General features: G+C 56.0%; 9 protein-coding genes. 4 read left to right on the top strand and 5 right to left on the bottom strand.

Annotation, left to right across the window (positions count from 1 at the left end; all coding sequences use genetic code 11):
• Nucleotides 1-180: 180 nt before the first annotated feature.
• Nucleotides 181-1,890, top strand: a complete 1,710-nt coding sequence (locus tag GE107_RS04110) for an RICIN domain-containing protein (protein WP_219638217.1) — start codon at nucleotides 181-183, stop codon at nucleotides 1,888-1,890.
• A gap of 53 nt (nucleotides 1,891-1,943) precedes the next feature.
• Here GE107_RS04110 and GE107_RS04105 read toward each other — a convergent pair whose 3' ends face one another.
• A complete protein-coding gene (locus tag GE107_RS04105) occupies nucleotides 1,944-4,817 on the bottom strand; it encodes an ABC transporter permease (RefSeq protein ID WP_219638216.1) in 2,874 nt (957 codons plus the stop codon).
• 45 nt (nucleotides 4,818-4,862) lie between these two features.
• Complete coding sequence (locus GE107_RS04100) at nucleotides 4,863-5,921, bottom strand: efflux RND transporter periplasmic adaptor subunit (protein ID WP_255570169.1); 1,059 nt, start codon at nucleotides 5,919-5,921, stop codon at nucleotides 4,863-4,865.
• 301 nt (nucleotides 5,922-6,222) lie between these two features.
• Between GE107_RS04100 and bglS the strand changes: the two genes are divergently transcribed.
• A complete protein-coding gene (bglS, locus tag GE107_RS04095) occupies nucleotides 6,223-6,939 on the top strand; it encodes a beta-glucanase (protein ID WP_219638215.1) in 717 nt (238 codons plus the stop codon).
• A 109-nt stretch (nucleotides 6,940-7,048) separates the two neighbouring features.
• Here bglS and GE107_RS04090 read toward each other — a convergent pair whose 3' ends face one another.
• The gene (locus tag GE107_RS04090) at nucleotides 7,049-8,641 is read right to left on the bottom strand and encodes an extracellular solute-binding protein (protein WP_219638214.1); all 1,593 of its coding nucleotides are present in this window, start codon (nucleotides 8,639-8,641) and stop codon (nucleotides 7,049-7,051) included.
• A gap of 112 nt (nucleotides 8,642-8,753) precedes the next feature.
• Between GE107_RS04090 and GE107_RS04085 the strand changes: the two genes are divergently transcribed.
• Both GE107_RS04085 and GE107_RS04080 read left to right on the top strand, forming a co-directional pair.
• Complete coding sequence (locus GE107_RS04085) at nucleotides 8,754-10,481, top strand: cache domain-containing sensor histidine kinase (protein ID WP_219638213.1); 1,728 nt, start codon at nucleotides 8,754-8,756, stop codon at nucleotides 10,479-10,481.
• Nucleotides 10,482-10,485: 4 nt separating this feature from the next.
• Nucleotides 10,486-12,132 carry a response regulator gene (locus GE107_RS04080; RefSeq protein WP_219638212.1) on the top strand — a complete coding sequence of 549 codons (1,647 nt, stop codon included), beginning with the start codon at nucleotides 10,486-10,488 and terminating at the stop codon, nucleotides 12,130-12,132.
• A gap of 55 nt (nucleotides 12,133-12,187) precedes the next feature.
• Here GE107_RS04080 and GE107_RS04075 read toward each other — a convergent pair whose 3' ends face one another.
• Both GE107_RS04075 and GE107_RS04070 read right to left on the bottom strand, forming a co-directional pair.
• Nucleotides 12,188-13,045: a carbohydrate ABC transporter permease gene (locus tag GE107_RS04075; RefSeq protein WP_219638211.1), complete on the bottom strand. Its 858-nt coding sequence runs from the start codon at nucleotides 13,043-13,045 to the stop codon at nucleotides 12,188-12,190.
• Nucleotides 13,042-14,010, bottom strand: coding sequence for a carbohydrate ABC transporter permease (locus tag GE107_RS04070; RefSeq protein WP_219638210.1), 969 nt, complete (start codon nucleotides 14,008-14,010; stop codon nucleotides 13,042-13,044). Before GE107_RS04070 ends, GE107_RS04075 begins: the two co-directional genes overlap by 4 nt.
• Between the last annotated feature and the right edge of the window lie 44 nt (nucleotides 14,011-14,054).

Genomic DNA, 14,054 nt, shown 5'->3' with positions numbered 1-14,054 from the left:
GCGAGAAGCCCCCGCAGGCCTTCTTCCGGGGAGAATACTCGCCCTTCGGGGTACGATCCGGCAACATGCAAATCAAAGGGTATATTTGACATAATTAGGCAGGTTTTCGCCTTCCTAATAGAAGTAGTAAATTCAGTTTGGCAGCGCATACATCCTAAAAATCGAAGGAGATGAGCAGTGATGAGGAAGGGTAAGACAAACTGGTTGACGAAGCTGTTTCTGCTAGCGGCGCTTCTACTGACGCCGTCGATGCTGAAAGGCCCTCCGGCGGAAGCATGGACGGGCATGCCCATGTCCAAGCTCCACGTAAGCGGCAACCAGCTGGTCAACAGCAGCGGACAGCCCGTGCTGCTAAGCGGGTGGCATCAGCCCACCGGCTCCTACTGGACGTACCAGAACAGCAGCTATTACCTGAATCAGAACGGCGGCAATCGGCATGCGGCGATTCTAGCCTACCTGAAGGACATCACCGACACCTTTACCAAAACCTCCAGCCTGTACGGAAGCACTCACGGATGGTACATGAATCAGGTACGCCTGTTCATCGACCGGGAGGACATGGGCGACGTCGCGGCCGGCACTTATAATTTCGCCGGGCTGCAGGCCGCCACCCAGAATGTCATCATTCCGTACATTAACTACGCCAAGACCAAAGGGGTTTATGTTACGCTGGGTCTTGACTTCACGATTCTGAATAACCAAGCCACCACGCAAGCCAATCTGGACAAGTTCAATCAAATCTGGGGATACCTTTCCTCCCAATCGGCCATTAAGAGCGCCGACAACGTCATGTTCGAACTCATCAACGAGCCCGTTCTGTCTTATGCGAATGGGGGCTGGGGAGGAAACCCCGCCGAGCCGGACTTCGTCGATCATTGGAACGCGCTTAGAACATTCCAGAACTCCATCATTTCAACCATTCGTAACAATGGGGCGGATAACGTCATCTGGGCGGCTGGCCTTGGCTGGGACCAATACTATCAACTGTGTGCTTCGCACCCGCTTACCGACCCCTTGAACAATGTCGGATATGCCGTTCACTGGTATCCCGGCTACGGCGCCCATGACGATTACGCGCCTCTTCAGCAGATTTGGGACAACACCATCAAGCCTTGCGCGGCGAATTATCCGATTAATATCACGGAGACAACCTGGTTCAAGAGGTTGCCGGGAGACTCTTCCTATTGGGAGCTGTTCAACGGCTCGAACGAAGGCTTCGGCAAGAATACCAAGGCGATCTTCACGGCGGCCGGCAATGTCAGCATCGCCGTCCATATGAACGGGTTCCTGTTGGAGTCCGGCACGAGGAGCTCATTCGCCGACCCGACGGCAGGCTTAAAGTATGATGGAGATCCGTCGAGGGATGGCATGGCCCGATTCCTCTTCGAATGGTATTACGAGCGGGCGCAGCTGCATCCATGGAACGGAATATGGAACGGAGTGCTATCCGGGTCAACCTACAAAATCATCAATCGCGCCTCGGGCAAAGCGCTGGATGTGCCGGGCGGCGCCAATACCAACGGCTTGCAGCTCCAGCAATATACCGACAATGGCGCGACCGCGCAGCAATGGGTCTTGACGGATATGGGCACGTACAACAACTACTACAAGCTGCGAAGCGTCAGCTCTTCCGACGGCAAGGTCATGGATGTCCGCAACGGAACGTCGAACAACGGCGAAGCGATTCAGTTAATGACGGATAATAACAATGCCGCTCAACAGTTCCGATTGTTCAAGCTGAGCAACGGGTATTGGAGCATCGTCAACGTAAACAGCAATAAAGCCGTCGAGGTGGCCGGATCGTCGACATCGAACAATGCGCTCATTCAGCAGAACCTTTACAGGGGCAACCTGAATCAGCAATGGCAATTGGTCAAGATCAACCCATGATGAACACCGCCGGAGCTTGCTGCTCCGGCGGTGTTTTTGTATTGGATCATCATTTACTCCTCTCCCAGCTTCAGCGCCTGGGCGATCCGGATCCGGCCGAGGCGGAAGCCGAGAATCAACAAACCGATCGCCAGCGTAAACGAGACAATGCCGTAAAGCTTGAGGTAATCGGCGAGCCGGTGCACGATCTCGAACGGCGGTACTTGCTCCCTTGTCGCAAAGGACATTTGGAACAGGGGGACGAACATCTCGCTGACCAGGTTGCCGATCAGCACGCCGATGACGACCGCCGCGCCGGAGGTCAGCAACTGTTCTCCGACGAGCATTCCGATGAGCTGCGGAAACGAGATCCCCATCGCCCTGAGCATTCCGTATTGAAGCGTTCGTCCGGACAAGACGAGCACCCAGAACAGTAGAAAGCCGAAAAAGCTGATTAGCATCGAAATGACGAACCCGAGCGTCATGACGCCATTGATCGCCAGGCGGAACGGATCGGACTTGGACCGAATCAACTCCTGCTTGGCATCCCGGAGACTGGTGACCGGTGTTCGGAGCTTCTCCAGCCGGTCATAAATCTGCTGGCTGGTTGCGCCGTCCTTCAGCTTCAGCCATACCTCATACGGTTCGGCGGCCAGGCGGTCCTGGATCGTGTTCAGATGGCCGACGACCAGATGAGGCAAAGGGGCTCCCTCGCGATTCGTTCCGTCTTCGCCGGTCGGAAGCGGATTCCAGCTCGGCCAATAATCGACGATTCCGTAAACGGTGAATGCCGCCTCGTCGAGGCCGTCCCACGAGAGGCGAATCGGATCCCCCGGCTTGATCTTGGCCGCATCGGCGAGCGAACGCGAGACCAGCACCGCTCTCGGATTCGGCGCGATCAGATTGAGATATCGGTTGATGTGGTGATCGAGCAAGTCCTCTTTCATCCAGGCCGTTTTGCCGAAATCCATCGTATCGATTCCGAACAGCGTGGTATTGCCGGTTTTATTGTTGCGTCCGGCGGCATAGGCGACCTTTTCCTTCTTGAAGACCCTCGCGGCCGCCTCCACTCCCGGAAGGTCCTGGAACGGCTTGAACGGCGGCTCGACATACCGGACTCGTCTCGTTGCCGCGAATTCCTCACCGGTCCGGGGCTGTTGAACGGAACCGTATGCCGCCGACGGCGGCGCATCGCTCTCCCAACGCGTCGTCAGCGCGATGTCGGCCCCGACGGCATATTGAATCTTGCTTTCCATGTTGTCGTTGATCGTTCGTGCCGCATTCGCGCTGAACAAGCCGGTAGCTGCCGTCATGATCAAGAAAACCATGATCGTCAGATACTGCCCGGACGATCGGCTGATCTGAATCAGCGTATGGAAGAGCGCCGGCGGCCACCAGCGCCGGCCCGCCCAATAGACGAAGCGGATGAACCACGGGTATACCCGCAGGACCAGAAGGCCCGCACCCAGCGCGAATAGCGCCGGCATCAGGAACAGCAGCGGATCCGATTGAAGGGCGTCGGCGTTCAACGCCAAGCGCTTCAGATCCTCCTGCCGGACGTTGAAATTGTACAGGAGATAACCGGACAGGCAGACAAGGAGGATGTCGATTCCCGTCTTATGCCAGAACGGCAGCTTGGTCAGGCGCGCCGCTTGCTGCTTGTGGGCTACGATGCTGACCCGCGTCGCCAAGAAAGCCGGAATCAGAATCAGCAGAATGGCCCCGCCAACCGCGGCTGCCGCCATCCGATAGGCGCTTCCGGTCAGGGTGACTTCCAGCGCCGAGCGTTGAACGAACTCCAGAAATCCGTTCGAAGCGCCCAGCAATCTCGTGAACAGGACGCCGAGGAACGGTCCGGCGGCCAGCGCGCCTAAACCGAGCAGCATACTTTCCAGAGCATAAGCCGTCATGATCTGGATACGGCTCGCTCCCCGGCTGCGGAGCACGGAAATTTCCGTTTTCTGCCGCTCGATGATGAGATTTGCCGTCATATACAAGTAGAAGACAAGCATCAGCATGACGGGAGAATACAGCGACAGCAGCATGACGTCGAGCTTCTCCTGTTTCCCCTGATAAGTAACGACCGTCTTGCTCGCGGGGATGTTGACTTCGGCTACTCCGAGACGTCCTGCGAAGTAGCGCCGGATATCGCGGTCCGCTTGAAGGAAAACGCCGATGCGGTCGATGTTCAGTTGCGTGTAATCCATGGCCAAACGCCATTCCAGATCGGAGACTCCGGCCTTGCCGCCTCTCGTAAATTCGCGTTCGAACTGCTCGAACGGAATCAGGAATCCGTCGGCGTCTTTCGATGTCAGAAACGGCAAATACGGATCGGCCATCGGATTCGTCTCCATGATGCCGACCGGAACGACCCGGTATTTGACTTCGTCCGGAGATTCCGCAATCAGCTCTTCCCCAAGCTCCCGTTTCGCTTTGAACAGGAAGCTCTGCGTGACCAGGGCCTCGAATACTCCGTCCGTTCGGACCGATGGCATTCTGCCGTCGATCAACCTCACGCGCTTTTCCATATCGGTAAGCGACTTGAAGCTGCCGTTCGTTTTCTGCGCTCTCTTCTCCTGCTGCGACGCGTCGGCTCCGTATACCTTCATTTTCTGCGTGGACCGCTGCCGGTAGAATGACAGAGCCTGAAGTCCCATCCGTTTCGGAATCGTCTGCACGAATCGGTCCGCGCGTTCGATCGCCTGCGCCGTCTTCCTGTCCATTGTCGAAGAAGAGACGGACGTGGCGATCCGAACGAAACCCGGGTACGTAACGCTCAGGCTTTGCACCTGCTGCAGTTCTTTCTGCAGCGTCCGCTGCAGGATGGCGTGAGAGTAGAGCGGCATGGAACTGAATAGGGCTACGCAAACCGTAAGGCCGAACCACAGGTTCAGCTGCAGCCATTTGTTGTTCGCCATCTTGCGGAAGATCATCAACCATAACGCCATGTGCATACCCCATTCTTGCACCCGGTTGTTCCGGGCCAGCATCGATCAGTTGTTCAATACGATCTTCTGACCCGCCTCCAGGCCGCGAACGATCTCTACTTCGGTCGGCGTCGTCAGTCCGACTTCGACATCGGCTTCTTTCCGGCGTTCCCCCTCCGCGACCTGCACGTAGTAGCGCCCCATGTAGGAACGGACCGCCGAACGGGGCAGCACGATGACGTTCTCCCGCTTCTGAAGCTCGATCGTAAGTTCGGCGACGTCGCCGGGGTGAACTCCCTCGGGCGTGCCGTCCATGCTCATGACGAGCGTCGACGCGTTGCGATCGGCCTTCGCCTTGTCGGTGGAGACAGGGGCGTTGGAAGGAGATTGCAGCACTTTGCCTTGATAGTCTTTGCCTTTGTATTTCAGACTGACGGGCATGCCGACTTCCACCGGTAGCAGGTCCTTCGCATTCGCGGCCGTATACGTCAGCTGCAGCCCGGACGGGTCCGCAACGGTGAGGATCGGCTGATACGGGTTGACGTTATCGCCCTCTTTGAGCGTATCGAGGAAAATGACGGTTCCCGAGATCGGCGCATACAGATTCGCTTGGTCGAACCGGCTCTCCAACGCCCCGAGCGAAATCTTCTCCCGCTCCAAGTCGATTTCCCGAAGGCGCAGATCGGTATCGTCCGCTCCGGACACCTTCGCTTGTTTGTACAGCAGCTGCGCGCGTTCCACGTTCAGCCTCTGCAATTTCACCTGCATATCCAAATCGCCCGTCTCCAGTTCCGCGAGCAAGTCGCCGGCCTTCACCCGGTCGCCCAGGGCAACGCGGATCGATTTCAGACGCCCTCCCGATGCTTTGAACGACAGCGTTTCGGTATGGGCGGAGACGAATGTCGCCGTGCCTTTGAGATAAGTTTGAATATTTCCCCTTGCCGCCTCGACCACGTCGAACGTCTCTTGTGCCGGTTGGACAAGCGGGGGCGCCAGCGCCTCGTCTTCGGCGGGAAAAAGCGAACAGCCGGCAAGCGTCAAAGAACCTGCAAGCAGCGCTGCCGCCATCGTCGCGGTGATAACTCGGCTTCCCGAGCGGCGATTCGTTGTTCGACTGCGAAACAATTTATCCATCCTCCAATGCGATAACTTAATCGGCAAGCTCCATTGCCCGGATCGTTCGTCGTCAAAGCAACCGTCATGCCGGGCCGATGAACCGGATCGCGATCAGACAAAACTTTATCGGTTTCATGCAAGCGGAACAACCTGCCGATGATTTCTTCCTTACCTTACGGATTTGCGCACAAGCTCCATGACCACCACCTTGAATTATTGTTATCGAACTTAAATCATTGTCATGGCAGCGCTATCATTTTACGCAGTATGATCAATTTGCATCTCTACCTAATTATAGGAGGTTTGATGGATGAGAAAAAGTCGTTTGACTGGCGCAATTTCGCTCATCGCTTTGTTGTGCATCCTGTTTGCCGCACCATCCTCGGCAGCAACGGTATTCTGGGAGCCGCTCACTTACTTTAATCCGGCAACCTGGCAGAAAGCGGACGGTTACTCGAACGGAGGCATGTTCAACTGCACATGGAGGGCCAATAACGCGACCTTCACGTCAGGCGGACAGCTTCGCTTGGCACTGACGAGCCCTTCATACAACAAATTCGATTGCGCGGAGTACCGTTCGGTGAATAGATACGGTTACGGGCGTTATGAGGTCAGCATGAAGCCGGCCAAAAATACGGGAATCGTCTCCTCCTTCTTCACCTACACCGGGCCCTCGGACGGTAAACCGTGGGACGAGATCGATATCGAATTTCTCGGCAAGGACACGACCAAGGTTCAGTTCAATTACTTCACGAACGGCGTCGGCGGACACGAGAAGATCGTCGATCTCGGTTTCGACGCTTCGCAGGGCTATCATACTTACGCCTTCGACTGGCAGCCCGGCTACATCAAATGGTACGTGGACGGAGTGCTGAAGCATACGGCGACAAGCAACATCCCTTCCAATCCGGGTAAGATCATGATGAATCTATGGAACGGCCAGGGCGTGGACGCATGGCTCGGCTCCTATAACGGAGCGAATCCGCTGTACGCCTATTACGACTGGGTTAAATACACGAGCAACTGATTCGGTCGCAAGCCGGTGAACCGACGACCCTGAATCACTCAAAAAAGACCGTCATCGCGGCAGCGGCTTCTCCGGGCGGAGAGGGCGCCATGCGATGACGGTCCCGTTCTTAAGGCGATTCCGAAACGGAAGATTTAGAGGCTGCATACCACTCGTTTACCTCCCGGGTAATCCGGGCGCCGCCGAATTCGAACCATCGGTTCGCGAATGCGTCGAACGCGTCCGCCGAGCCGTCTCCAAATAAGATGGCCTCGAACGACTTCTGCTCAAGCTTTTGCAGCAGTTCCCAATTCTTCTTCATGGTCGGCGTCGGCGGACCTGTGAACTGATCCTTGCGCGAGGCGTCCCGTTGCGATAATAGGACTTGCTCCACGTCTTTGGGCATAGCCTTGACGACTTGCGACGGGATGCGCGCTCCGTCGAACGTGAGCGTATAAGAAGCGACGCGGATACCTCCCAACGGCAAATCCGCCGGATCGTCCGTGGGCTTGCCGTCCTTGACCGTCCAATCGTAGCCTTCCGCGAGTCCGTATTGGAATTCTCCCTTGGAGGCTGCATAATAGTCGAACAAGTAATTTTGGTATTTGAAAAAAATTTCGGGGTGCTTCATTTTTTTGTTGATCAGGATGGCGCCGTTAACCGGCTGCGTGCCCCGCCGAAGCGCGATATGACTCGGGCCTGAGGGGATCGGGATCGCATCGTACCGGGCGCCGGCGTCCGTCTTCTTCAGTTCGGCAAGCGGCCAGCCGGACATCCAATAGGGTCCCGCTACGATGCCGGCTTTGCCGGTGACGAACAGCTGAGCCGCTTGCGTCTCGTCATACCATTGGCTTTCCGCCGGCACGTAGCTTTTCGCGATCCAGGATTTGAGAAGACGAAGCGCTTCCTTCATGCCAGGCTGAACGGAGCCGTAAGCAAGCATTCCGTTTGCCGATCGATTCCACTGTTTCGGTACGGCGCCGTATGCGCCGAAAATCCAACTGCTGTCGGCCATCCATGTGTTGGCCCCGTGTGCGAAGCTTACCGTCAAGCCGAACGTATCCTTCAGGCCGTCGCCGTCCGGATCCCGCTCGGTGAATGCCTGCATGACTCGCTCCAACTCTTCCATCGTTCGCGGCACGCCGAGATGGAGCTTGTCCAGCCAATCTTTGCGAATCCACAGGACCGGGTCGGAATTGTAATCATAGTCCAGAATCGGAATCGCGTATTTACGACCGTCCCGGGTCAAGGCATCCCAGGCCGCAGGGTCCTCCCGCATCGCCGCCTTCCATGTCGGAGAGGCATACCGGTCGAACAACCCGCCGACCTCCGCGAATTGCCCGGAATCGATCAGCTCCTGAATGACCGTTGACTCCCGAGTGGTTACGATGTCGGGAAGCGTGCCTTTGGCCAATTCAATCCGGAGCTTGTTGCCATAGGCGCCGTTCGTATCCTGTATCGTCCATTTGTAGCGGATGTGAATGCCCAGCCGTTCCTCGGCCCAACGAGTGTGCACATTATTTTCAAGCGTTTCCCCGTCCGCGAAGACGATGTTGGGGGTAACGGCTCCAACCGTCTCCAGTACGACCGGCGGGTCGAACTTTCCGAGCGCTTCGTCAAAAAAAGCATCCGGGTTATGATCCGTTGCGGTCGCTCCGCCCGGGCTGGATCCATCGCAGCCGGCGCATATGACGACCGCAAGCAAGAACGCGTACCAACGCATGCCGGTTCACTCCTATCGCGATCAACTTTCGACGACATCATAGCATATCCCTGCGCTTGCGGCATGATATAATTAAATAAAGTGCGAAACGTTTCCACAGAGGATGGTCATCTTGCGCAAGCATTTGAATCTCTTTGTCAAAATGATGCTGCTATTCGTCTCCGTCATCTTCATTACGCTGTTGCTTTACGGCCGTTCCTATCAGAACGACGTTAAAGTCATCACGCAGCAGGTGACCGCCTCTGATCTCAGCCATCTGAAGTTCTTCGTCCAGCAGCTCGACGGCAACATCGATCAGCTGGCGACTGCCGCTTATACGCTTCTTCGCGATCCCACCGTCCGCGACTACGAGCAGATCGGTCGGCTAGACCATCTCATCGACCGCAACCAAACCATCCGAAACGTGCTGGAGAAGCTGTCGCTTCAAGCCGTGACGAGCAACCTGGAGAATACCATCACGGTCTACAACGTGCAGGAGAAGGAATATCTCTCTTCGGATTCGGGTTCGCGTTTCGACGTTTCGCAATTATCGTCGCCTCTATCCAACGGATGGACCTATGCCGCCCAAACCGGGCAGCGTGCATCGGAAGGCGAATTCCGCATGCTGTTATCCGATCCGGCGGATTATGCGTCCAGCCCTCAGTCGGCCAACATGATCATGGAGATCCGATTTCCGGTCTCCAATTTGCAGAAGCTGCTGGGCGATATTCAATCTCCTTACGGGGGATTCACCTTTCTCTATCGTCCGGGGACGGGGCTTATCCATCCCCCGGGCACGGACTCGAACGTTGTTCAAGGGCTCGTGTCCAGTCTGGGCACTCTGTCCTCGCAGAAGAACGACTATTCGATTCTCAAATATAAGGACAAGCGCTATCTCGTCAGCACCGTCCGGTCTTCCTCGCTTGGCTGGCAGGTTATTCACTGCTCGCCGCTGGAACAGATGCTGAAGCCGCTGGAGAGCAGCCGCGGCTATTTTTTCACGGCATCGCTCGTCCTGCTGGGACTTGGCATCCTGTTCTCGCTGCTGCTGTTCCGCCAAATCCAACGCCCGATTAACGCGTTGCTGAGAGTGGTTAACCGGCTGAAGGAAGGGGATTGGTCGTCGAGGATCAGGCTGAAAACCAATAACGAATTTTCCTTGTTGAACGAGTCTTTTAATGATATGGCCGCGCAGATCCAATCACTCATCGAGCGAGTCTACATGGAGCAGCTTCGTGCCAAGGACGCATACCTGAAGCAACTGCAATCTCAGATTAATCCCCACTTCCTGTACAACTGCCTTTTTTTCATCAAGAGCAAAGCCGGCGTCGGAGACACGGCAGCCGTGACCGCAATGGCGCTCAATCTCGGCGAGTACTATCGTTATATCACCCGTCTGGACCATACCATGACGACAGTAGCGGAAGAGTTGAAATTGCTTGAAAGCTACCTTTCGATCCAGAACTTGCGCAAACAACGCATCGATTATCGGATCGAAGCGCCTCAAACGGTGCTCGGCGTGGCGATCCCGCGCTTGCTCATCCAACCGCTCGTGGAGAATGCCATCGTTCACGGCATCGAGAAAAAGGCAGGCGCCGGCTACATCGGCATTACAGGCGAAATCAATGGCGATGATTTGGAAATCACCGTTGAAGACAGCGGCGCCGGCATGAGCGACAACGATATCGCCGAATTGCTTGCCAAACTGAACGAGCCCGAACGGGGCGAAGTGAGCTGCGGCCTGTGGAACGTACAACAGCGCCTTAAGCATCAATTCGGTCCCCGCTCGGGGCTGTCGATTCAACCCTCCGAGCTGGGCGGCATCCGCGTGAAACTTCGTATTCATAAGAAAGAGGGTTAACCGCTTGCTGCAAATATTGCTGGTAGACGATGAACCGTACGTCGTGGACGACCTGTCCGTCACGATCCCCTGGCAGGAGCTCGGCTTCGAGCAGGTGCATATAGCCTATTCCGGTATGGAAGCGCTGGAGATTCTTCAGCGGCATCCCATCGATATCCTGGTTACGGATATCAACATGCCGCAGATGACGGGAATGGAATTGATCGATCTCGTTCGCGACCGTTGGAAGCATATCAAATGCTTGTTGCTTACGGGCTATGCCGAATTCGAATACGCCAAGCAGGCGATCGAGCGGCAAGCAAGCGCTTATCTGCTGAAGCCCGTAGCCGACGAACAAATGATCGATACGCTAAGGCAACTGCAACAACAGGTTCGCCTGGAATGGGAGGCCTGGTCCTCCCAGCAGCGAACGACGCAGACGCTTCGAGAGCACCTGCCGTTGCTGCGGGACAAATTGCTAAACGAGCTGCTCCTGGGCAGGCGCTTACCCGGGTCCAAGCTCGCGGACAAGATGGACAAGTTCGGTCTCCCCTTCTCCATCGGCGATCGCGCTTCGCTGCTCGCCATTCGGCTCGAGGCGTTCTTCCAACAGCAGGACGTAAACAGTCTGCTGCTGTTCGAATTCGCCATCGTCAACATCGCCAGCGAGCTCCTTCAGGATCACTTTCGCTTCTGGTCGTGCAAGGATACCCACGATTATCTCGTTTTCTTGGTGGCTGCGAAGCCTGGCGCCGATAGGGAGAGCGAAACGCAAGCCGATTCGGAGGCCGCCGCCGCGAAGTCGAATGCCGCTCTTCTCGAGCGAATCGCTTATCAATTGCAAAAAAACGTAAGCGCGCTTCTCGGCGGGGGCATCTCCGTTGTAACGACGGATTGGGGCGTCTTTCCGGATCGGACGCGCGAGCTGTACCTCTCCGCCGTAACGACGATTCGGCAGCGGATCGGACCGGAGACCGGCGTCTGCCTGTCAGGCGGTGAGCCGGCGCTCCCTGCCTCGATCCCGTCACTCCAATCCCTCTATGAGCCGCCCACGCTGTTCCACCTGTTCGAGACCAATAACTGGGATGCGATCGAGGATAAGCTTGCTTCCATTGCCGCCGAGTTGAATCGTCGGGAGGATCTGTCCCCCGAGCATGTTCAGGAAGCTCGCCATTACCTCGAGAGCGTCTTCTACTACATCGCCCATAGGGGCAGCAGGCTTCTCGGAGAGATTGTCGACCTGCCTCAATTGGCGGTTAAGCCCGTTCATACGGCGGATCAACTGCGGGAATGGGCGTCTCCCGTGTTGGCCACGTTAAAGAACGAATTCGATGCCGAACGGATGGACCAGCGCAAGCAGTTGATCTCGCAGGTGCATGAATTCGTCGATCAAAACCTTCATTATGTCTCTCTTCATGCGATCGCGGACCATGTAGGCTTGCATCCGGTTTACTTGTCCAAAATTTACAAGTCCGAGACGGGCAGGAGAATCAGCGATTACATTCAGCATTTGAAGATGGAGAAAGCTGCCTATCTTCTCTCGCATTCGCATCTCAGGATATACGAAATTTCGGCGCAGCTCGGTTATTCCAACGCGCATTACTTCATCAAGCTCTTCAAAGATTTCAACGGACTTACTCCTCAGGAATACCGGGATTCGAGAAAGAGTTGAGCACAGCCGCGCTACGAACCGGCGTCCGCCTCCACCGGTTCGTAGCGCGGCTTCTTCAACCTTTGACCGCGCCTGCCGTCATTCCGCTGATAAAGTAGCGCTGCGTCAGAAAGAAGACAGCCATGACCGGAAGCGTAACGACGGTCGAAGCCGCCATGAGAAGGTCATACCGGGTGTTATACTGGCCGACGAAGAGGCGTATGCCGACCGGAATCGTCTGCACATCCGAGCTGGTCGTCAGCACCCAGGCGAAGAGCAGCTCGTCCCAAGCCGTCAGGAAAATATAGATACCGGTCGCGATCATGCCGGGCACCGACAGGGGCAGAATGATTTTGTAGAAGGCCTGGAACTTCGTGCAGCCGTCGATGACCGCGGACTCCTCGAGATCGCTGGGAATCGACACGAAGAAGCTGCGCATGATCCAGATGCTGATCGGCGTATAGAAGGCCGTGTACACCAGGATCATTCCCCAGTAGGTATCGATCATCGGAATTCCGAGTGCCTGCTTGATCCACAGGAACATCAGGTAAATCGGGAACAGGAACATGATGCCCGGAATCATTTGCGTGGAGATAATGCTCATGCTGATCGTGCGCGAGCCCGCGAACCGGAAACGAGCGAGCGCATAACCGGCCATGACGGCGAATGCGCCGGCAAACACGGTCGTTAACCCGCAGATGACCAAGCTGTTTCGGAAATAAACGGCGAAGTTGATCATATCCCACATATTTCGGTAATTGGACCACTGGGGTGACGGAAGCGAGAAGGAAGTGATGCCTTTCATAATCTCGCTGTTCGTATGCAGAGAGGCGAACACCATCCAGAAAATCGGAAACACCGTAACGATGACGATAATCCAAGTGAGCGTTGTAAGCGATAAGCTCGCCAGTTTGGCGGAAGTGCGTCTCGTCATTGCGCGTTCAACTCCGATCTGAACATTCGATACCAAATGCCTACGAATACGAGCATCACGACCATGAGCAGGAACGAAGCTGCCGATCCGGACCCGAATGCCCAATATCCGAACGATTGCCGGGTGAGCGCCGTCATCAGCAGATCGCCCCATTCGCCCGGATAGCCGGCTCCGTTGCCGAACATGGTAGAAACGATATTGTACGAATAGACGTTGTTAATGAACTGGAACAACAGCTGCACGGCGAATACCGGCTTCAGCAAAGGCAGCGTAATATGAACGAACTGACGCAGCTTGTGCGCTCCATCGATACGTGCTGCTTCGTAGATATCCTCGGGAATCGTTTGAAGCGCTGCCAGGAAGACGATCATGAGGAACGGCCAACCCCGCCAGATCGTCGGGATGATGATCGCCCAGATCGTATTGTGGCCGATGAGCCAGAACGGTTTTTCTCCCATCAGATGCAGCACGTCGACCAGAAGATAATTGATGATACCGTCTTGCTGCCACATGAATCCCCACAATACTCCTACCACGTAAGACGGTACGACCCAGGGGAGCAGCATGGCGGTTCGGGCAATTCCGCGTCCGGGAAAAGGACGGTTCATCAGCATCGCGACTGCCAGCCCCCAAGCCAGCACGAGAAAGGTGACGACGATCGTGTAGATGACCGTGTTGCGCACCGCGAATCCCATGCCTTGGCGAACGGGATTGCTTCCGTCGAACAACAGCGACTTGTAATTGTCGAGGCCGATGAAAGGCGCATGCAAATATCGGGCGAGCGTAAACTGGTTCAGCTTCAGCGTCGACATGATGATTCCCTGCGCCATCGGCAGGAAATGGACGAGCAGCATGAACAGAAGGGTGGGAACGATGAGCGCATAAGCGAATCGGTGGGTTCTGAAGCCCTTTTGGAAGTAAGCGAAGCCTCGGGTCTTGCGCTTAGCCGCGGTTTCGGATTGCATCGGGTTGTCCTCGCTTTCGGGAAAAGAGCGTCTCACGCCGGTTG

The sequence above is a fragment of the Cohnella sp. CFH 77786 genome, from assembly GCF_019400745.1.
Classification (GTDB): Bacteria; Bacillota; Bacilli; order Paenibacillales; family Paenibacillaceae; genus Cohnella.
Note: the sequence above shows the minus strand (reverse complement) of the source record. Positions and strands in the feature narration are given on the sequence as shown.

Excerpts from the sequence above, each read along its gene's own strand:
- GE107_RS04105 (WP_219638216.1), bottom strand. The coding sequence starts at position 4,817 with ATGGCGTTATGGTTGATGATCTTCCGCAAGATGGCGAACAACAAATGG.
- GE107_RS04070 (WP_219638210.1), bottom strand. The coding sequence starts at position 14,010 with ATGCAATCCGAAACCGCGGCTAAGCGCAAGACCCGAGGCTTCGCTTAC.
- GE107_RS04110 (WP_219638217.1), top strand. The coding sequence starts at position 181 with ATGAGGAAGGGTAAGACAAACTGGTTGACGAAGCTGTTTCTGCTAGCG.
- bglS (WP_219638215.1), top strand. The coding sequence starts at position 6,223 with ATGAGAAAAAGTCGTTTGACTGGCGCAATTTCGCTCATCGCTTTGTTG.
- GE107_RS04075 (WP_219638211.1), bottom strand. The coding sequence starts at position 13,045 with ATGACGAGACGCACTTCCGCCAAACTGGCGAGCTTATCGCTTACAACG.
- GE107_RS04090 (WP_219638214.1), bottom strand. The coding sequence starts at position 8,641 with ATGCGTTGGTACGCGTTCTTGCTTGCGGTCGTCATATGCGCCGGCTGC.